General features: G+C 62.5%; 19 protein-coding genes and 1 pseudogene. 14 read left to right on the top strand and 6 right to left on the bottom strand.

What is annotated here, in order from left to right; genetic code table 11:
* The first annotated feature begins 36 nt into the window (after nucleotides 1–36).
* On the top strand, nucleotides 37–1,044 hold the full coding sequence (locus G9X64_RS00705) for an asparaginase (RefSeq protein ID WP_168312457.1): 1,008 nt from the start codon (nucleotides 37–39) through the stop codon (nucleotides 1,042–1,044).
* 129 nt (nucleotides 1,045–1,173) lie between these two features.
* Entirely contained in the window at nucleotides 1,174–1,914 is a 741-nt protein-coding gene (locus tag G9X64_RS00700) for a hypothetical protein (RefSeq protein ID WP_168312458.1), read from the top strand.
* On the opposite strand, the gene G9X64_RS00695 is transcribed toward G9X64_RS00700, so the two are convergent.
* Nucleotides 1,889–2,644 (bottom strand): DeoR/GlpR family DNA-binding transcription regulator, encoded by a 756-nt coding sequence (locus G9X64_RS00695; protein ID WP_168312459.1) that lies wholly within the window; start codon nucleotides 2,642–2,644, stop codon nucleotides 1,889–1,891. The genes G9X64_RS00700 and G9X64_RS00695 overlap by 26 nt on opposite strands.
* Nucleotides 2,645–2,787: 143 nt before the next feature.
* Here G9X64_RS00695 and G9X64_RS00690 point away from each other — a divergent pair, with 143 nt between their 5' ends.
* Both G9X64_RS00690 and G9X64_RS00685 read left to right on the top strand, forming a co-directional pair.
* Nucleotides 2,788–3,144: a hypothetical protein gene (locus G9X64_RS00690; RefSeq protein ID WP_003546432.1), complete on the top strand. Its 357-nt coding sequence runs from the start codon at nucleotides 2,788–2,790 to the stop codon at nucleotides 3,142–3,144.
* A gap of 370 nt (nucleotides 3,145–3,514) precedes the next feature.
* On the top strand, nucleotides 3,515–4,135 hold the full coding sequence (locus G9X64_RS00685; protein WP_168312460.1) for a glutathione S-transferase family protein: 621 nt from the start codon (nucleotides 3,515–3,517) through the stop codon (nucleotides 4,133–4,135).
* Here G9X64_RS00685 and G9X64_RS00680 read toward each other — a convergent pair.
* Both G9X64_RS00680 and G9X64_RS00675 read right to left on the bottom strand, forming a co-directional pair.
* Nucleotides 4,120–4,484 (bottom strand): annotated as a pseudogene (locus tag G9X64_RS00680) (MmcQ/YjbR family DNA-binding protein). The gene G9X64_RS00685 and the pseudogene G9X64_RS00680 sit on opposite strands and share 16 nt — an antisense overlap.
* A gap of 310 nt (nucleotides 4,485–4,794) precedes the next feature.
* Complete coding sequence (locus tag G9X64_RS00675) at nucleotides 4,795–4,989, bottom strand: hypothetical protein (protein ID WP_168312461.1); 195 nt, start codon at nucleotides 4,987–4,989, stop codon at nucleotides 4,795–4,797.
* A 150-nt stretch (nucleotides 4,990–5,139) separates the two neighbouring features.
* On the opposite strand from G9X64_RS00675, the gene G9X64_RS00670 reads away from it, so the two are divergent.
* Nucleotides 5,140–6,036: a LysR substrate-binding domain-containing protein gene (locus G9X64_RS00670; protein WP_168312462.1), complete on the top strand. Its 897-nt coding sequence runs from the start codon at nucleotides 5,140–5,142 to the stop codon at nucleotides 6,034–6,036.
* A 3-nt stretch (nucleotides 6,037–6,039) separates the two neighbouring features.
* Here G9X64_RS00670 and G9X64_RS00665 read toward each other — a convergent pair whose 3' ends face one another.
* Both G9X64_RS00665 and G9X64_RS00660 read right to left on the bottom strand, forming a co-directional pair.
* Nucleotides 6,040–6,705 carry a glutathione S-transferase family protein gene (locus tag G9X64_RS00665; protein ID WP_168312463.1) on the bottom strand — a complete coding sequence of 222 codons (666 nt, stop codon included), beginning with the start codon at nucleotides 6,703–6,705 and terminating at the stop codon, nucleotides 6,040–6,042.
* A gap of 98 nt (nucleotides 6,706–6,803) precedes the next feature.
* On the bottom strand, nucleotides 6,804–8,171 hold the full coding sequence (locus G9X64_RS00660; RefSeq protein WP_168312498.1) for a TIGR03808 family TAT-translocated repetitive protein: 1,368 nt from the start codon (nucleotides 8,169–8,171) through the stop codon (nucleotides 6,804–6,806).
* Nucleotides 8,172–8,425: 254 nt separating this feature from the next.
* On the opposite strand from G9X64_RS00660, the gene G9X64_RS00655 reads away from it, so the two are divergent.
* Nucleotides 8,426–10,723 carry a sensor domain-containing protein gene (locus tag G9X64_RS00655; protein WP_171375758.1) on the top strand — a complete coding sequence of 766 codons (2,298 nt, stop codon included), beginning with the start codon at nucleotides 8,426–8,428 and terminating at the stop codon, nucleotides 10,721–10,723.
* A gap of 105 nt (nucleotides 10,724–10,828) precedes the next feature.
* Here the strand turns inward: G9X64_RS00655 and G9X64_RS00650 are convergent, their stop codons facing one another.
* Complete coding sequence (locus G9X64_RS00650; RefSeq protein WP_171375757.1) at nucleotides 10,829–11,800, bottom strand: glycerophosphodiester phosphodiesterase family protein; 972 nt, start codon at nucleotides 11,798–11,800, stop codon at nucleotides 10,829–10,831.
* Between the two features lie 111 nt (nucleotides 11,801–11,911).
* On the opposite strand from G9X64_RS00650, the gene G9X64_RS00645 reads away from it, so the two are divergent.
* From G9X64_RS00645 to G9X64_RS00610, 8 genes are all read left to right on the top strand, one after another.
* Nucleotides 11,912–12,718 (top strand): alpha/beta fold hydrolase, encoded by an 807-nt coding sequence (locus G9X64_RS00645; RefSeq protein ID WP_168312499.1) that lies wholly within the window; start codon nucleotides 11,912–11,914, stop codon nucleotides 12,716–12,718.
* A gap of 88 nt (nucleotides 12,719–12,806) precedes the next feature.
* Nucleotides 12,807–13,817, top strand: coding sequence for a ligase-associated DNA damage response exonuclease (locus G9X64_RS00640; RefSeq protein WP_168312466.1), 1,011 nt, complete (start codon nucleotides 12,807–12,809; stop codon nucleotides 13,815–13,817).
* 277 nt (nucleotides 13,818–14,094) lie between these two features.
* On the top strand, nucleotides 14,095–15,720 hold the full coding sequence (locus tag G9X64_RS00635) for a cisplatin damage response ATP-dependent DNA ligase (RefSeq protein ID WP_168312467.1): 1,626 nt from the start codon (nucleotides 14,095–14,097) through the stop codon (nucleotides 15,718–15,720).
* A 177-nt stretch (nucleotides 15,721–15,897) separates the two neighbouring features.
* Nucleotides 15,898–16,818: an alpha/beta hydrolase family protein gene (locus G9X64_RS00630; RefSeq protein ID WP_168312468.1), complete on the top strand. Its 921-nt coding sequence runs from the start codon at nucleotides 15,898–15,900 to the stop codon at nucleotides 16,816–16,818.
* A 105-nt stretch (nucleotides 16,819–16,923) separates the two neighbouring features.
* Nucleotides 16,924–17,730: a L,D-transpeptidase gene (locus G9X64_RS00625; RefSeq protein WP_168312469.1), complete on the top strand. Its 807-nt coding sequence runs from the start codon at nucleotides 16,924–16,926 to the stop codon at nucleotides 17,728–17,730.
* Between the two features lie 173 nt (nucleotides 17,731–17,903).
* Nucleotides 17,904–18,638, top strand: a complete 735-nt coding sequence (locus tag G9X64_RS00620; RefSeq protein WP_168312470.1) for a L,D-transpeptidase family protein — start codon at nucleotides 17,904–17,906, stop codon at nucleotides 18,636–18,638.
* Between the two features lie 328 nt (nucleotides 18,639–18,966).
* Nucleotides 18,967–19,176 (top strand): cold-shock protein, encoded by a 210-nt coding sequence (locus G9X64_RS00615; RefSeq protein ID WP_003546468.1) that lies wholly within the window; start codon nucleotides 18,967–18,969, stop codon nucleotides 19,174–19,176.
* 250 nt (nucleotides 19,177–19,426) lie between these two features.
* Complete coding sequence (locus tag G9X64_RS00610) at nucleotides 19,427–19,711, top strand: hypothetical protein (protein WP_012756578.1); 285 nt, start codon at nucleotides 19,427–19,429, stop codon at nucleotides 19,709–19,711.
* Nucleotides 19,712–19,714 lie beyond the last annotated feature (3 nt).

Raw genomic sequence — 19,714 nt, 5'->3', positions numbered from 1 at the left:
GACTGCGCTATCCCGCCAGCATCCGGATAAAACCTCATGACCAATCCCGTCACCGTCGAAGTCACCCGCGGCCTGCTCGTCGAAAGTCGCCATCGCGGCGCGGTGGCTGTGGTCGATGGCGATGGCAAGCTCGTCTTCTCGCTGGGCGACATCGAAGCCGCGGTCTTCCCGCGCTCGTCCTGCAAGGCGATGCAGGCGCTGCCGCTGGTCGAGAGTGGCGCGGCCGATGCCTATGGCTTCGGCGACAAGGAATTGGCGCTGGCCTGCGCCTCGCATAATGGCGAAGACGAGCATGTGGCGCTGGCCGCGTCCATGCTATCGCGGGCCGGTCGCGATGCCGAGGCGCTGGAATGCGGCGCCCATTGGTCGATGAGTCAAAAGGTCCTGATCCGTCAGGTCCGCGCGCTCGATGCGCCGAACGCGCTGCATAACAATTGCTCGGGAAAACATGCGGGCTTTATCTGCGCCTGCTGCCACCAGGGTATCGATCCAAAGGGCTATATCGGCTACCAGCATCCGCTGCAGGTCGAGATCCGAGCGGCGATGGAAAGCCTGACCGGCGCGGTGCTCGGAGCAGAAAGCTGCGGCACCGATGGCTGCTCCATTCCAACTTATGCCGTGCCGCTGCGCAGCCTGGCTCACGGCTTTGCCAAAATGGCGACCGGCACCGGCCTCGAACCCCTGCGCGCCAAGGCGTCCCGCCGGCTGATCGAAGCCTGCATGGCCGAACCCTTCTACGTCGCCGGCTCCGGTCGCGCCTGCACGGAGTTGATGCAAATCGCCCCCGGCCGGATCTTCGTCAAAACCGGTGCCGAGGGTGTCTTCTGCGCCGCCATCCCCGAAAAGGGCATCGCCATCGCGCTCAAATGCGAGGACGGCACGACCCGTGCTGCCGAAGCCATGGTGGCGGCGGCGCTTGCCCGCTTCTTCGAGACGGAGAGCGAGGTCCATGCGGGCCTGATGGCCCATGCCGCAAAGCCGATGCGCAATTGGAACGGCATCCATGTCGGCGATATCAGGGTCACCTCCGCCTTGGCCGGATGAGTTCGAACCGAATATATAAGTTATGAGAAAAATAAGAATTACCTAATATAAAAAGGGTACGTCCTGCGATCGCGGATGCACCCTTTCGCGGCGACGTGAGCACAGTCCTGGAAGCCATGAGGGCAGGGCATGTTTGCAGGCCGCTATCTCTGGTGGATGCTGATGGGTATCGGCATCTTCATGTTCGCCGCGCTGAGCCTCGATTATATCACCTGGCTCACGATCCAGCTGTCCGGCTGCGGCGATATGGCCGGCGCCTGCGAGCCAGCCCTCCAGCTGATATCGGGCGTGCTCAAACCCGCCTGCATCTGGACCGCGATCGGGGTGCTCTTCATGGCGACGTTGCTCCGTCTTCACGCTCTCTCGCTCACTTGGTTCTGGGGCCCGATCGTCGCCATCTGGTTCGTCGCTTCCACGCCGATCCTCCTTTTTCTGGCGGCGGATGCGGCGGCTCTGACTCGGCCCGCAACCCTGGCGGCGCTGCCCGTCGCCTTGCTGTTTCTGGCGGCTTTCGCAGCCTATCTCATGATTGCCGTCGAGGATGGCGACATGCCGCCGCTTGCAGCCTCGGCGCCGTTGCGCCTCGCACTCCGCCTGACGGCGGTCTACGGCGCGCTTACCGGTGCAGCCTTCATGCCGGAACTGTCGCGGATCGCCGGGACCCTGCTCGATATGCCGGCACTTTCCGTCATCATCGCGCTGGCGCAGCCATATCTGCAGACGATGCTCACCCTTGGAACCGGCAGCATGGCGCCGGCCTATGCCGTGCTGGCGGCCTTCATCGCGGCCCTTGCTGCAAGCCTCCTGCCGCATGCTGCAGCACCTCGGCCCTCCCGCAGCACCATCATGCTGCGGCGATTGCGCCGTTGAGATCGCGATAGGGTTTCAGCCGCTCGGTCGTCATCTCCATGGGGACGATCAGCCCCGCCACCTCGGAAATGCCGAGCACCGGGCAGGGCGAGACGAGGTCGAACTTCTCCTCGGTCAGCAGCACATGGGTTTCGGCCGAACAGCGGGCGATATGCCGCTTGATCGCCGCCTCCTCGAAATCGCCGGTGGAAAGCCCGTGCACCGGATGCGCCGCGGTGACGCCGAGGAAGAAGAGATCGGGGCGGAGCTGCCCGATGGCCGCCATGGCCGCTGCCCCCGTCGCCACCATCGAATGTTTGTAAAGCCGTCCGCCGGTGAGGATCACCTCGGCTGTCGGGTGGTGTTCGAGTTCGGCGGCGATGGTCGGGCTGTGGGTCGCAACCGTCAGCGGCATGCCGCGCGGCAGTTGCCTGGCGATCTCCGCCGTCGTCGTGCCGCCATCGAGGAAGATCATCTGACCGGACTTCACCATCGCCGCCGCCGCCGCCCCCAGCCGCGCCTTGATCTGCGACGAGACGCTGCGCCGCGCGGTGAAATCAGGCAGGTCTGGCGCCAGCGGCATTGCCCCGCCATGCACCCGTTTCAGCAGCCCCTCCGCTGCCATTTCCCTGAGGTCGCGGCGGATCGTGTCTTCCGAAAGCGCGAAATCCTCGGCGACGCGCTTGGCGATCACCTGGCCGTCACGGCGCAGGATGTCGAGAATGAGGGTCTTGCGTTGTGATGTCAGCATCGGATCTCTGCACGAAATTAAACATGATGGCACGATCTTGCACGAAATGACTCGACATTCAAGAAATATCGTGCATTTTCACGAAATCCCGTGCATGAGGCCGGGAGAGTGCTCCCGCATAGAGCGGAGCGAAGGAGTGGATCATGTTGATTTTGATTGCCGGGCCCTATCGGTCGGGAACGGGCGACGACCCGGAAAAGATGGCCGCCAACCTGAAGCGGCTGGAAGCGCCTTCGCACGCGCTGTTTGAAGCCGGCCATGTGCCGATGATCGGCGAATGGGTGGCCCTGCCGATCTGGCACGCCGCCGGCGGCCGGTCGGTCGGCGACGCGCTTTATGAAGAAATCTTCCACCCGGTCGCCGGCCGGCTGCTGCAGCTCTGCGAGGGCGTGCTGCGCCTGCCCGGCGATTCCAAGGGGGCGGATAACGACGTCCGCATCGCCCGGGAGCGCGGCATCCCGGTCTGGCATCGGTTGGAAGATGTGCCGGGCTGCGGCTGAGCGGTTCGCGGCGTTGGCGCGCCTCTACATTGCCCTTCGCTTGCGCTCAGGCCATTCGCGGCTTTGCCGCTCATCCCCTCAACCGACCCTTCGGGCCACCTTCTCCCCGCTGGGGAGAAGAGGGAGCAAGCGGATTGGCTTCGGTTCCACAACAGACGCTTTGAGAGGAAGTGAAGCGCTGCCACAAATCTCTTCTCCCCAGCGGGGAGAAGGTGCCGGCAGGCGGATGAGGGGACCACACGGCACACTATTCATTGCCCTTCGCTCACGCTCAACGCACCTCACTTGTCCTGGAAGATCAAAATCCAATCCCCAGTTCCGGCGCACCGACCGCTGCGCTATAACCCTTGCCGAAAGGGAGTCGAGAACCATGCTGACACTATATTACGCGCCGGGAACCTGCGCGCTCGCAAGCCTTATTGCCCTGGAAGAATCCGGCCTGGCCTTCGAAGTAAAGAAGATCAGCCTCCGCGATGGCGAGCAGCGCTCGCCGGACTATCTGGAGATCAACCCGAAGGGCCGTGTGCCGGCGTTGGTCACCGATTATGGCGTGCTGACGGAAACGCCGGCGATCCTGGCCTATATCGCCCAGAGCGCCCCGGCCGCCAAGCTGGCGCCGCTAGATGATCCCTTCGAATTTGCCAGGCTTCAGTCCTTCAACAGCTATATCTGCTCGACCGTGCATGTGAACCATGCCCATCGCCCGCGCGGCTCGCGCTGGGCCGACGAGCCGGCGGCCATCGAGGCGATGAAGGCCAAGGTGCCGCAGAATATGGCCGATTGTTTCACGCTGATCGAGCAGACGATGTTCGAAGGCCCTTGGGTGATGGGTGAAGCCTATTCGCTCGCCGATCCCTACCTCTTCGTCATGACCGACTGGCTGCCGTCGGACGGCGTCGATCCCGCCCGCTTCGAAAAGGCGAGCGACCACCACGCCCGCATGCTGCAGCGCCCCGCCGTCCAGCGGGCGCTGGCCTACGATCGGGCCTGATCTCTAAAACGGGTAGCAAGCTTCTTCGGCGCCCGGAACAGCCAGGCGCCGATCAGCCGCAGCCGCAATTCCTCGTCGCCGATCACGGCGGCGCGCACCGGCAGATACGCCAGCCGACATAATGATCGGTTTGAAAATAGACGTCGGGCGCCATTTCCAGCAAGTGATCCTTGTCGTCGAGCGAAATCGAGATCACGATCGTCTCGGCATTCTTCACCGCAACGAAGCTCTTGCCGCCGACCTTCAGCGCCCGATTGCCGTAGGAGGTGCTCTCCTCGACATCGGGCAGCCCGGCTTCCGCAGCCAGCCGCTTCAGGCGCTCGAAGATCGCATCGACATCGCCGGCCATGGTTCCGCCCTTTCTGCCAGGGCGAAACCTAGAGCCTTTCCGGGTTAGATTGAAGCATTCTGTTGGCTCAAACGGAGTCGGATGGTCGACCGGCCGGCGCGCGTCGTAGCCCAGCTCTACGGCCAAGCCGGCCGGTCGATCAGCCGGCCCGTTTCAGCCAACCCGAAGGGCCGGGCATCTTTCCGCCAGGATCAAAGGCGATCGGCTCGGACGTACCAAGGGGTATGCCCTTCGCCAATCGCCTTTGTCCTGACGAAAACCTGCTCCGGCAGAATGCTTCAATCTAACCCGGAAAGGCTCTCGCATATTTTCAGGCGTATTTCGCCAGCGGCGGCTTGGCCTCTTTGGGAAAGCCCGTCTGCATCCCGAGCGGTAGATCGGCGATTTCGCGCATCGACATGCGCTCGACCTCGGGATGCCGCAGCGGATCGTCCTTCCAGGCTGGTGCAATTTCTGCGCCTCCCGCCTGAAGGGTAGGTCTCAAGAAAAACTTCAGCAACGACATGGCATGCCTCGCTTTCTCAGTGGCGTAGAAGGATGATCATCGCGCAGCGGCTGGCGCCTGCTAAGCCATGGATTGCCTATGCGTGCAATGTCGGCCTCAACAGGCAGATTTTCAATTGAGAATAACGTTCAGGCGGTATAGAAAAACTATATGAAGAACCTGAACATGGTCCATCTCAACGGCCTGCGGGCGCTGGAAGCCGTCGGCCGTCTCGGATCGCTGCAGGCCGCGGCCGAAGAACTCGGCGTCTCGGTCGGCGCCGTCAGCCAGCAGGTGATCAAGGCCGAAGCCCAGCTCGGTCAGGTGATCTTCGAGCGCACCGCCAGGGGAATGATCGCCACCGAAGCCGGCCGGCCGGTGCTTCTGGCGCTCGACGAGGGTTTTGCCCGTCTTTCGGCGGCGGTATCGATCGCCAGTCGCAAGGACGATACGATCCTGACCATCTCCGTGGCGCCGGTTTTCGCTGCCCGCTGGCTGGTCTGCCGGCTCGATCGTTTCGCCGAGCGTCACCCGGATATCAAGCTGCGGCTGGATGCAACGACCAATCTCGTCAGTCCGGCGCTTTGCGATGTCGATATCGGCATCCGCGTCGGCAACGGCAAGTGGCCGGACGTGAAGGCCGAACTGCTGTTGGCACAGGAGGTCTTTCCCGTCTGCTCCCCGGAGATGGCGGCGAATTTGAAGGAACCCGCCGATATCCTCGCACTGCCTGCGATCATCGACGGCCATGCCATGTTCACCTGGGAGGTCTGGATGCGCGAGGCCGGCCTATCAGGTGCTACGCTTTCGACCCGCCACGTCTTCAACGATGCCTCGCTCTGCCTCGATGCGGCGATCGCCGGCCAGGGCGTCATGCTGGCCTGGCAGACCCTTGCCGCCTTTGCGCTCGCCGAAGGCCGGCTGGTCGCCCCCTTCGGCATTCGCGCCCGTACTGGTTTCGGCCACTACTTCGTCACCGCCGAGGGCACGCGGGAGCCGAAGAAGGTGAGGGATTTCAAGGCCTGGATCCGCGAGGAAATGGCCGGCACGCTCACGCTTTTCCGATAATCCTCAAACCTCGATCGGCTCCTTGGCTCGCGTCGCCTGCATCGCCTTGTAGGCGGGACGGGACTGGCAGCGTTCGATCCAGGTTTTGATATTCGGATGCGCCTGGAAAAGCGCCTTCTCGGTCTGGGCGTAGCGCAGCACCTCGGCGAGGTTGAGATCGGCGACGGTGAAGCGGTCGCCGACGATCCACTGCCTTCCGGCAAGGTGGCCTTCGAGAACCGCCAACGGCCTGCGCAGCGAGCGGCAGGCAACCGCGATCGTCTGTTGGCCGCCTTCGCTGTCTTCGAGCCCGTTATCATAGGTGAGCACGATCTTCACCGTATGCGGCTCGACCTCCGCGGCTGCCCAGATCGTCCACATCGTCAGCAATCCGTCTTCTTCGACGCTTTGGCCGGAAAGCGGCCCGCCATGTCTACGCGCCAGGTAAAGATTGATCGCCAGCGACTCGTGCATGACGAGGTCGCCGTCCCGAATGCTGGGGATCTGCGCCATCGGGTTGACGGTAATGAATTCAGGCGAATGCGTGTTGAGCGGCGCATCCTGAGATAGCGGATCTGCAAGCCGCCTTGCCTGCAGCACCGGCACCGAGCGGAATTCGATCCCAAGCTCCTCCGCCATCCAATAGACGCGTGAGGCGCGCGACCGATAGACCCCGTAGATTGTCAGCATGTCCATATCCCCTCGATGTGTCCGAGAGACCGTAAATGCCGGATCGGCGTGGGAAAAGTCCTTGTGGCTGATGGGATGATGAAAGCTTTTGATGGCCTTCAGGAAATGCGGTTCCGCTCAACGGTCAGCTGTGCATAGGGCGAGCCATCGCCTGCCATTTCGCCGGACACCTTCTTCTCCCATTGGAAGCCTAAAACCGCGCCTTCGGCGGTCTCCTGGAAAATGTTGTCGGTGATGACGGCGGTCCCGGCGCCATCGGCGACCGAGACGGCACATCCCACAGGCGCCTTGCGCACCACATTGCCCGTCACAACGACGTTGCGCAGATACGGACCCCAGCCGATCTGCAGGCCCCAGCGCGGCGCGTCCTCGATCACATTGCCTGAAATCAGCGTGTCGGCCTCCGCCGCGATGCCGATGCCGAAGCCGACCTCGTGCTGGTATGGGCCGCGCAGCGTCAGGTTGCGCACGACATTGCCAGTGACGCTCGCAAGCCTGCCGCCTTCGTCGAAATTGGCGATCGATATGCCGTTAGCCGCCCCGTCGATCATGTTGGCGGAAACGACGGCGCCCTCGAAGGCGAATTCGACATAGATCGCCGTCTCGCCGGACCGCCGGCACTGATTGCTGCTGATCTGGATGTTCGAAGCCGAATTGGCGCGGATCGCCGTAAAGGCGCAATCGGAGATCTGGTTATTCACCACCATCACGCCGTCGGCCCGGAAGATATTGATGCCGTTGCCGTTTTGCCCGGTGCCGCCGTCATTGGCGCGGATGTTGGAGATGCGGTTGCCGGAGACGACCGTGCCGTCCTCCGCCTTCTTCCAGCGATGCACCAGGATGCCGCCATTGCCGCAATCCGAGACTGTATTGCCGGTGACCGAGAGAGTGCTGGAATCCACCGCGTAAAGCCCGGATTGGGCAGCTCCCGAGATGCGGCTGCGCTCGATCCGCCCGCCGCAGCGCTCCAGTTGCAGCCCGTGTTTGCGGCTGCCGCCGATCTCGCAATTGTCGATCAGCACCTCGTCGACGCCGGTAAATTGCAAAAGTCCGCCGGCATAGTCGCCGAGCCAGCGGTTGCCGCCGTCGATGACGAGATTGGAAAGCTCGATCCGCCGCACGTTCTCGGCCGCAAACAGATGGCCTTCGCCGGTATAGACGATCCGCGAGGCGCCGGGTACGCCAGTGATACGCGTATTGTCGGGCAAAGTGAGATTGGAGACCCGGTAGGTGCCGGGCGGCAGGAAGACCGGCACGTTGTCGCGCGCCGCTTGTTCGATCATCTGCTGCAGGTTGCGGGTCTTGCGGTCGCCGATTTCGGGAACGGCGCGATAGTCGACCGCGTCGATCGCCCCGCGCAGATCGGGCTGAGCGGCTGCCGTCAGCGGCGAGGCAAGGGCGCGCGATGCCCCTCCCGCAACGGCCGAGGCAGCGAGGAATAGAAGCATGTCGCGGCGTGAAGGCATCCGGGGATCACTTGTCATAACGCGCCCGTAGCAGGAAACGTGCCAAGCGCGCAGTTTTCTTTTGGCACAAGCTTGGCAAAGGCCGGCGAAATTGCCGTTATGGTCGAGGCCGACGGCAGGATATCGCCGCTTATATTGTCGTCTTGTTCACCCTTTCATTTAAGTAAGCCGAAGGAAATGAGGACTACTTTTAAGGGAATTTCTACGATGACGGGTGCGCGATACGGCCTTTGGCCGGCGGGGAGAATGGCGGCATGCACGAACCGAGTGCCAGGCGATGGGAATCAACCGATGCCCTGACGGCCGAAACGCGGCGTATCGTCGCCGCGACGGAGGCAATGATTGCAGCGACCGCCCACCACCTTTCCAAGGGCATCGAGAATCTGCGCCTCAAGGAAATCGTCCACGAACTTCCGGATTTTCTCTACGTCAAGGATCGTGACAGCCGCTTCGTTTTTGCCAATGCCGTCACCGCCAGCAGCCTTGGTCTGGAGAGCGCTGCGCTGATCACCGGCAAGCGCGATTTCGACCTGTTCGATTTCGAGACGGCGCTCCACCATTTCGATATCGAACAGCAGATCATGGCGACGGGCGAAGCCCGTATCGACATGGAGGAATCCTACACCCTTCCCGGCAGCAGAAGGCCGATATGCCGGCTGACCTCGAAGATACCGCTGCGCAACGATCGCGGCGAAATCATCGGCCTGATCGGTGTTTCCCGTGATATCACCGAACGCAAGCGCCAGGAGGATCTGCATCGCGGCCAGGCGAGCCTGCTCGAAATGATTGCCCGCAACGAGCCGTTGCCGATGATCCTCGAGGCGCTCGTGCTGATGATCGAGGAGCAATTGACAGGGATCGACGGATCGGTGCTGCTGCTCGACAGCGAGGGCACCAGGCTCTATCACGGCGCGTCTCCCAATCTGCCCGGCGGCTACAGCCGCCTCATCGATGGTGTCACGATCGGTCCCAAGGTCGGCTCCTGCGGCACTGCCGCGTGGCGCGGTCAGGCCGTGATCGTCGAGGATGTGATGAGCGATCCGCTCTGGGAGGATTTTCGCGCGTTGATCGCCCCGTTCGGCTTCCGCTCCTGCTGGTCGACGCCGATCGCCACCTCGCAGAACAATGTGCTGGGCACGTTCGCGCTCTACTCCAGGGAAGTCCGCCGTCCCACCGAACACGAGATGACGCTGGTGGCGCTCGCCACCCATATCGCCGGCATCGCCATCGAGCGCAAACGTGTCGACGACCGCATTCATTTCATGGCCCATCATGATGATCTGACGGGCCTGCCGAACCGCGCCTTCCTGAAGGAGCGCCTGGCGAGTATCCTCGACCAGGCCCGGCGCAACAATCGCAAGGTGACCGTCGCCTATATCGATCTCGATAATTTCAAGTACATCAATGACGGCCGCGGCCACGCCGCCGGCGACGAGGTTCTGAAAGAGATTGCCGCCCGCATGGCCAATAGCGTCAGGGCGTCGGATATGGTGGTGCGTCTCGGCGGCGACGAATTCCTTGTGGTGCTCGTTCACCAATCGAGCCATGATGCCGGCATCACGCGCCGCCTTCGCGATCTGCAGAAGGCGATCAACCGGCCGATCCGCGGCGCGGACGGCGAGATCACCGTTACCTCGAGCATCGGCGTTGCCGCCTTCCCCTTCGATGGCGCGACCTCGGAAGAACTTCTCGCCAATGCCGACCGCGCCATGTACCGCGCCAAGGAGCTCGGCCGGAACACATTGCAACGTCACGATGGCGGCAGCACGCCCGTCGGAATGCCGCTCGGCGAGCACGAGGAATTGCACCAGGCGATTACCGGCGACCAGCTGTTCCTGCAATACCAGCCGCAGGTCGATGTCGCCACCGGCCGCATCACCGGGCTCGAGGCGCTGGTGCGCTGGAACCATCCGGCAAAGGGCAGGGTGCCGCCGGTCAATTTCATTCCGCTCGCCGAAGAGACCGGCCTCATCGTTCCGCTCGGTCTCTGGGTGCTGAACGAGGCCTGCCGCCAGGCGCGTCTTTGGCAAGACATGGGCCTGCCGCCGCTGACGATCGCCGTCAACGTCTCGGCCAAGCAGTTCGCCGATCCGGATTTCGCAACCCATGTCGCCGAGGCGCTGGAGCGTCACCGCCTGCAGTCCCGCTGGCTGGAGCTTGAAGTCACCGAAAGCGTGGTGATGCAGAATGCCGAACGCGCGCTCGCCATGATGGAAACGCTGCGGGGGCTTGGCGTGCGCCTGTCGATCGACGATTTCGGCTCCGGCTATTCCAGCCTGGCGGCGCTGAAGACCTTCCCCTTCGACCGCTTGAAGATGGACCGTTCGCTGGTCGAGGCCCTGCCGGGCGACAAGACCGCCGTCGCCATCGCCTCGGCGGTCATTTCGCTGGCGCAGACGCTGAAGCTCTCGGTTCTCGCCGAAGGCGTCGAAACCGACGCCCAGATGGACTTCCTGCGCCAGGCGCATTGCGAGGAGGCGCAAGGCTTCCGCTTCTCCAGGCCGGTCTCCCCGGAGGAGATCCCGGCATTGCTGCGGGCGCGCAGTCTCTAGAGCATGGCGCCCAAAAGTGTGCAGCGGTTTTGGGAGAACGACATGCACAAAAGGAAACATTGAAAGACGTCGCATCGATCAGGTTTATGTGAGGTCTTTCAAACCTTATTTTGCAAGCTTGCCGATCGCTTCGATCTCATTCGTCCATATGCCCGCTGCATAGTTTGGCGGCAGCCGCGCCAGTTGCGCGGGGTCGTCGATGCCGGTGGAAAAATCGCTGCCGCGATAGGGGCCGAGCAAGAAAACCTCGGTCCCGGCATCCTCCATCCGGTTTAGAAAGCGGTCCGGCCAGCCCCAGAGCCACGGGGCGATATTGATCGGCACCAGCATCATCGCATGTTTGCATTCGTCCGGCAGCAGGCCCGTCCAGCCATAGCCGATATAGCCGAGCAGGCAGCTCTTCAGGCTCTTGCGCGAGGCGGTCTTGATATCGGGCGCCATCAGGCGGAGCACGTCGATCGGCTCGTCACCGCCATAGACGATGATCTCGGCCCGTCTTTCCCGGGAAAGTCCATTGAGGACCGCGGCGAGCTTTTCACCCTCGGAAGGATCGCGGCTCTTGACGTTGATGAGGAAGCGCCGATCCGGAAAACTCGACAGCACCTCTGCAAGCGTCGGCATCATGCCGATGCCCCGGCCGCGAAAGGGAAAGGTCTTGCCGCTATCGGCGGTATAGCCGTAGCCGATGTCGAGCCTCTTCATGTCAGCCATCGAATGCTCGCGGGTGACGCCATGCCCGTCGGTGCGGCAATCGAGCGTCCAGTCGTGAAAAACCGCAAACTGCCCGTCCGTCGTCGGATGCACGTCGATCTCGACGATGTCGGCGCCGGCGGCAAAGCCCGCCTGCATCGACGGAAGTGTGTTTTCCAGATAGTCGTGTTTCGGCGGCAGCATGCGGCTCGCCGTACAGGTGTCGTTCTTGAGAACGGTTTCGTCGAACCGCTGGGCGATGCCGCGATGGGCAAGCAGCACCGGCTTTCCCGGCCGATGTTCGGCGAGCAGGCTGGTATTGTTGAGGTAGATGCCAGCGACTGCAACCGCGATCGCCGCGGCGCAATAGAAAAGCTTCCTGCCCAAAGTTGATCCCCCTCTGGTTGCATCGACGAGCAAGTGCTAGAAAGCGATTCCGGTTGTTCTTGGGCTGTTTTCCGCCTTTTCTATGCTGCGACAACAATGAGTCTGATCGCTATGGAATTTGACGACGACGAGCTTATCCAGTTCGAAGCGCACGGCGCTGCCCCGTTGCCCCGGGCAGCAGTCGACGGTCATGTCGCGCATGACGGCGCCCGTATCTGGTATGCGAGCTATGGCTCTGGCCCACCCGTCATTCTGCTGCATGGCGGCCTCGGCCACAGCGGTAACTGGGGCTACCAGGTCCCGACGCTCGTGCGCCGCGGCCGCCGCGTCGTGCTGATCGACAGCCGCGGCCATGGACGAAGCACCCGCGATTCCCGTCCTTATAGCTATGAGCTGATGGCTTCAGATGTGCTCGCCGTCATGGACGAACTGCATCTCGACAAGGCGGCCATCATCGGCTGGAGCGACGGCGCCTGCATCGCTCTGATCCTGGCCATGGCGGCGCCGTCGCGGGTCGAGGGCGTCTTTTTCTTCGGCTGCAACATGGATCCGAGCGGAACGCGGGAATACGTCGCGACTCCGGTCATCGACCGATGCTTCAGCCGGCACACCAAGGACTATGCCGCATTGTCCACCACGCCGGATGATTTTAATCCATTCGTCGAGGCGGTCAGCCTGATGATGCGGACAGAGCCGAATTATCAGGCCGCCGATTTGAGCCTGATCCGCGTGCCGGTCGCGATCGTGCTTGCCGAGCACGACGAATTCATCAAGCCAGACCATGCCGAATATCTTGCCCGCAGCATTCCGAACGCTGAGATGATCTATCTCACAAGCGTCAGCCATTTCGCGCCGCTGCAGCGGCCGTCGCAATTTAATGCCGCGGTGGAATCCTTCCTCGATGGAATAGGGTCGTGACGATCGCCGTCGTTGAGCCGCGGCGCATTCGCCAGCCGCTTCTTGCTGCCCTCTGGCCTCGCGCCCATTTCCCGCTATCTCTCGTTTCATGAGACCTGATGCGCTGCTTTATCCCGCCCCGGAGGGGCTCTATTGCCCGGAAGGCGGCTTTTATGTCGATCCGGTGCGGCCCGTCGAGCAGGCGCTTGTCACCCATGGCCATTCGGATCATGCCCGCCCGGGCCATGTGAACGTGCTTGCCACCCGCCAGACGCTCGACATCATGCGCCTGCGTTACGGCGACGGTTTTTGCGCCAGCGAGCAGGCGGCAGCCTTCGGCGAGGAACTGCTGGTCAACGGCGTCAAGGTAAGCTTTCATCCGGCCGGTCATGTGCTCGGCTCGGCCCAGATCGCCATCGAGAAGAACGGCACCCGCATCGTCGTCTCCGGCGATTACAAGCGCCGCCCCGACCCGACCTGCGCCGCCTATGAGCCGGTTGCCTGCGATGTCTTCATCACCGAGGCGACCTTCGGCCTGCCGGTCTTCCATCATCCCGATCCGATGGACGAGATCGGCAAGCTGTTGGCGTCGCTGCGTCAATTTCCCGAGCGCACCCATCTCGTCGGCGCCTATGCGCTCGGCAAGGCCCAGCGCGTCATCCGGCTGCTGCGCGATGCCGGTTATGCCGAACCGATCTATATCCACGGCGCCATGGAAAAACTCTGCGACTATTACGTCGAGCAGGGCATCGATCTCGGCGAACTGCTGCCGGCGACGATCGAAAGCCGCGACAAATCCGCCTTCACAGGCGCCGTCGTCATTGGCCCGTCCTCGGCCTTCGCCGATCGCTGGGCCCGCCGCTTCAACGAACCGCTGCCGGCCTTCGCCTCCGGCTGGATGATGGTGCGCCAGCGCGCCAAACAGCTCGGCGTCGAACTGCCCCTCGTCATCTCCGATCATTGCGACTGGCCGGAATTGACGGAAACCATCCGGGAACTGCACCCCGCCGAAGTATGGGTGACCCATGGCCGCGAGGAGGCCTTGGTGCGCTGGTGCCAGCTGCAGGGCATCAAGGCGAAGCCGCTGCATCTGGTGGGTTACGAGGATGAGGGGGATTGACGATGGAGTTTGTCGCTGAAAACCCCTATCCAACCCCTCCCAACAAGGGGGAGGGGCTTCCGTGCCGCGCCCGTCGCATTTCTCGCTCCCTCATTCCTGTCCTCGGGCTCGACCCGAGGGATGTCACAGGAATCCAGCCACCGCGCGTCGGTGCGGTGAAAGACTCATGCGACGTAAAAGGATCTCCCGCGTCCAAGGACTTGGACGCACCGGATTCCTGCAAGCACAGGAATGAGGGAGTACCCCTTGGGCCTCTTCACGCCAGTGGGAGGCACCCATGAAAGCTTTCGCCGACCTGCTCGACCGCCTGGTGCTGACCCCCAGCCGCAACGGCAAACTGAAGCTGCTCACCGACTATTTTCGCGACACGCTGGATCCAGACCGCGGCTACGGCCTTGCCGCCATCGCCGGCACGCTGGAGGTGCGCAACGTCAAGCCGGCCATGCTGCGCGAGCTGGTGCTGGAGCGCATGGATGAGGTGCTGTTTCGCTATTCCTATGATTATGTCGGCGATCTTGCCGAAACCATCTCGCTCGTCTGGGACAATGAGCGGGATATCGACCGTTCGGCCCTTGCCCAGCCGCGTCTCGGCGAGGTCGTCGCCGGCATGAATGCGCTCGGCCGCACCGAAGTGCGCAGCTACGTCCGCGACCTGCTCGACCGGCTGGATTCGTCCGGCCGTTTTGCCTTCATCAAGCTTGCCACCGGCGCCATGCGCATCGGCGTTTCCGCCCGCCTTGCCAAGCAGGCGCTCGCCGATCTCGGCGACAAGGATGTCACCGAGATCGAAACCCTCTGGCATGGCCTGCAGCCGCCTTATGAGACGCTATTCGAATGGCTGGCGGGTGGCGGCGAAAAGCCGGTGCTGGCCACACCGGCGATCTTCCATTCCGTCATGCTCGCCAATGCGGTGGAGGAGGGCGATCTGACCAGTCTCGATCCGGTGAATTACGCCGCCGAATGGAAATGGGACGGCATCCGCGTCCAGCTCTCCCGCTCCGGCGACAGGCGCAAGATCTATTCCCGCTCCGGCGACGACATTTCAGGCGCCTTTCCCGATATTCTCGACGCGATCAATTTTTCCGGCGTCGTCGACGGCGAGCTGCTGGTCGGCGGCACCGCCCGCTCGAACAGCCCGACCCGCACCTTCTCGGACCTGCAGCAGCGCCTGAACCGCAAGACGGTAACGGCAAAGATGCTTGGCGATTACCCCGCCTTCATCCGCACCTATGACCTGCTCTTCGATGGCGATGACGATGTCCGCGGCCGCACCTATGTCGATCGCCGCGACCGGCTGACCGAGATCATCGACCGCGCCCCGCACGATCGTTTCGACCTCTCGCCGCTCGTGCCGTTCTCGTCATGGGAAGAGCTCGATACTCTGCGCGCCGCCCCGCCCGATCCGGTCATCGAAGGCGTGATGATCAAGCGTCGCGACAGCATCTACCAGGCCGGCCGCATGAAGGGCCCCTGGTTCAAGTGGAAGCGCAATCCCTATAATGTCGATGCGGTGCTGATGTATGCCCAGCGCGGCCATGGCAAGCGCTCCAGCTATTATTCCGATTTCACCTTCGGCGTCTGGGCCGATGACGAGGACGGCGAACAGCTGGTGCCCGTCGGCAAGGCCTATTTCGGCTTCACCGATGCCGAGCTCGAGGTGCTCGACAAATTCGTGCGCAACAATACCACCGAGCGTTTCGGCCCGGTGCGCGCCGTGCGCGCCGACAAGGATTTCGGCTTCGTCGTCGAAGTGGCCTTCGAGGGCATCAACCGCTCGACCCGGCACAAATCAGGCGTCGCCATGCGTTTCCCCCGCATCGCCCGCCTTCGCCCCGACAAGCCCTCCTACGAGGCCGACCGGCTGCGCACGCTGATCGCCATGATCGAGGCCAAGCCGGCGTGAAGTTGCAACCTGCGCAACAATGACGCAGGGCAATATTTTCAACACGATGTGTATTGGCGGCAACGATCTTCCGGTGCAGATTTTCCTGGGCATGATGCCGAAAAGTGTGAACGGTTTTCGGACGACATCATGCTCTGTTTAATTCGGAATGGCCGGGGAAATGATGGATGCTGCGTTATGAGCTCGCGTGAACGAAATTCCCTTTTCCTCCAGCGCCGTGCCGTGCTGGCGGGTCTTGCCGGTGCACTTATCCTGCCGCGCATGGCGGCCGCTTTCGATGTCCCGGACGAGCCGCGGCTTGCCAAGCACGACTATGCCAAGGTCCGCCACCATTTCCGCACCAAGCTTTTGCAGAAGGGCCCGGCGCCCGACAAATACGAATCGCTGAATGCGCCTGCCGATGCCGACAAGATCTTCTACCGCTCGGGCTACGGCGAGTTGGAGCTGGCGGCCTGGGTCTCGAAATACAAGCGCGAGCGCGCCGCCAGGCCGGCCGTGCTCTTCCTGCACGGCGGCAATGCCATGGGCATCGGCCACTGGCAGCTGATGAAGCCCTATATGGATGCCGGCTATGTCGTGATGATGCCGTCGCTGCGCGGCGAAAACGGCCAGATGGGCAATTTCTCCGGTTTCTACGACGAGGTCGACGACGTTCTCGCCGCCACCGAACGCCTGGCGCATCTGCCGGGTGTCGACCCCGAACGGCTCTTCATCGCCGGCCACAGCATCGGCGGCACGTTGACCATGCTGACGGCGATGAGCACCCACAAATTCCGCGCCGCCGCGCCGATTTCAGGCAACCCCGATGCCTTCCGCTTCTTCAACCGCTATCCGCAGGATATTCGCTTCGACGATAGCAATGCGCATGAATTCGAGGTGCGTTCGGCGCTATGTTACGCCCACAGCTTCAAATGCCCGGTCCGCGTCGTCCACGGCACCGAGGAGCCGCATTTCAACGACCGCGCCGATCTGCTCGCCCGCCGCGCCCGCGGTGCCGGCGTTCATATCGAGACCGAAACCGTCGCCGGCAACCACACCTCGGCGCTGCCGGCCGAGATCGAACAGAGCATCCGCTTCTTCCACGGGGTGGCGGCCTGACTTTCGCCGCCGCCTTTCTCACCCCAACGCCAGCCTCGCGCCAGCCGCAGATGCCATCGTTCCGGCAGATATCGCTGTCTGCCGATCGTTGATAAGGGTGGTTCCATGAATTTTCTGCGCCGGGTCTTCCCGATTGCCGGGCTCGTGATTGCGGTTGCGTCGCTGAGCGGCTGCAACATCCTCATTCCCGATGTCGCCGCCGATTCGCCCGCCCGCTTCGTCCAGGAAACCTCGCCGGTCTTCTATCAGCCGCCGGGCGTCGATCCGCGCCGGGTGCGGCCGATCCCCGATCAGCCGGTGCCGCAGACGCGCGAGCTCTACAAGACCCAGTTCCACCAGACCTATGGCCTGCCGGTCACCAATCCCGTGCACATGGCAATGTATGGCCAGCTGCGGGACGAGGATTTCACCCTGCCGGCGATCCCGGTCAGCCGCGTACAGCCGCAGTTCCTGCGCCAGGAGGTCGATTATCAGACGGTCGAGCGTCCCGGCACCGTGGTGATCGATACCAAGGCGCGTTTCCTCTATTTCGTCGAGGGCAACGGCAAGGCGATGCGCTACGGCGTCGGCCTCGGGCGCGACGGTTACGCCTGGTCGGGCCGCGGCGTCATCCAGTGGAAGCAGAAATGGCCGCGCTGGACGCCGTCGGTCGAAATGGTCTCGCGCCAGCCTGAGGTTCGCCCCTTCGGGGCGGAGAATGGTGGCATGAATCCGGGGCTGATGAACCCGCTCGGCGCCCGCGCCATGTATATCTTCAAGGACGGGCAGGACACGCTCTACCGAATCCACGGCACGCCCGACTGGCAGTCGATCGGCAAGGCCACCTCGTCGGGCTGCGTGCGCATGCTGAACCAGGACGTCGTCGATCTCTACGACCGCGTTCCCGCCAAGGCCGAGATCGTTGTGATGTAGCGCTGCAACAGCGCTGCTGATATCGTTCGCTTCCGGCCGGACACGTCTGCGTGAAGCTATGGTTTATTTGGCGCAAGCCGATAGATCTCCTCTTGTTGTTATCGGCATCGGACGAATCGCTTTATGCAGCGTCTCGTCCGGCTTCCCGCATCAGAGGAAATCAGTCCCGCGTCATGAGCTTCGATAGACATCTTTCCCGCCGCAGCTTTCTTTCCTTTTCGGCGTTGACCGCAGCCTCGGCGCTCACCGGCTGCGCCTCCTCGGCCAATACCGTGACATCAGGCGATACGACGATCATTTACCGTTCGCCCATGCGCCTGTTCCAGTCCCCGGGTGCGTCGAGCGTGCCGAGTGGGGCCGAACTTGCCGTCATGTATGGCCCGATCGAAGACGGCGGCTTTCTCATTCCAGCCGTTCCTTACGAGCAGATCGATCCGCGCTATTATCGCCAGCGCGTCGTCGATCCCACCGGCCAGCCCCCAGGCACCATCGTCGTCGATACGCCGTCGCGCTTCCTCTATCTCGTCCAGGGCGACGGCATGGCGATGCGTTACGGCGTCGGCATCGGCCGCGAGGGTTTCGCCTGGCAGGGGTCGGGCGTCATCCAGTGGCGTCAAAAATGGCCGCGCTGGAAGCCGCCGAACGAGATGGTCGCCCGCCAGCCGGAACTCGTCAAATATTCGATCGAGAACGGCGGCATGGAGCCGGGTCTGAAGAACCCGCTCGGCGCCCGCGCACTCTATATCTTCTCGAATGGAGAGGACACGCTCTATCGCCTGCACGGCAATCCCGACTGGCGCTCGATCGGCAAGGCCGTCTCGTCGGGCTGCGTGCGGCTGATGAACCAGGATATCATCGATCTCTACGACCGCGTTCCGACCAAGGCGCCCATCGTCGTCTGGCAATGATCGTCACCGAGGCGGCCGCAATTCGGCCCGCCTCGGATCGATCGCTTTTCCCGCGCAAAAGGGTGCTTTGCCCCAGGCAAGCTGGCGCTTTGCCCCCGGGCAAAAGGGTGCTTTCCCCCGAGGCAACAGCTTCATTTTGTGCCCGCAAGAGAATTATTTTCCGAAATACCATTGCTTAATTCGGTAAATATCCTACATGGTGCGTATCGAATTGCTTGCGACCTTTGTCCACGCGCTTGAGCGCTCCGTCAGATATCCTCTCAACATCGATACGGCTTGTCGGATATCTTTCCGCAGGCGAACGCAAACGGTTGAAAAGGAGATCGTTATGAATTCAGGCGTCGTAAAGTGGTTCAATGGCACCAAGGGTTTTGGCTTCATTCAGCCCGATGATGGTTCTACGGACGTTTTTGTCCATATTTCAGCGGTTGAACGCGCCGGCATGCGCGAACTCGTTGAAGGTCAGAAGATCCGCTACGATCTCGTCCGCGACAAGAAGTCCGGCAAGAATTCGGCCGACAACCTTCAGGCCGCATGATTTGTCATTCGCCTACGCTGACCATGAAAATGGCAGCGGGCTAGCCATGTGCTGGCAGCAAGCTGACCACGGATGTACTGGCAGTGAGCTGACCATATCGGCAGCGGGCTGAGTGACTGGAAGAGGTCGGGTCCGAGCCCGGCCTTTTTGCTTTGATCGCAGGCTTTTTCGGAATGCCCGGTCGTTCCCGAATGACCCCGGTCGTTCTGATTGACCGATTGAGCAGCCGAAGAGTCGAAGGGAAGCTGAAATGGGCAGACCAAACTATAAAGTCGGCGACATGATCGTGCTGAAATCCGGCCTCACCCGCACGGCGAAAGCCGACAAGCGGTGCCGGATCTCCAGCATCCTGCCCAACGACCACGGGCATGTGCAATATCGCGTCCAATTCGACGCGGAGAATTTCGAGCGCCGCATCACCGAGGCCGACATCGATACCGGTGAATCTCCGTCGAGGGCTTCCCCTGAGGCGGCAGCCAAGTCCGACGGCGCCGAGCCCTGGCTGAAGTTTTCGAGCATCAAGATCGGGAAGTAGTTC

It is taken from the genome of Rhizobium sophorae (assembly GCF_013087515.1).
In the GTDB taxonomy this organism is placed as follows: Bacteria; Pseudomonadota; Alphaproteobacteria; order Rhizobiales; family Rhizobiaceae; genus Rhizobium; species Rhizobium sophorae.
The sequence above is the reverse complement of the archived record's forward strand: the minus strand, read 5'-3'. Positions and strand labels throughout refer to the sequence as shown.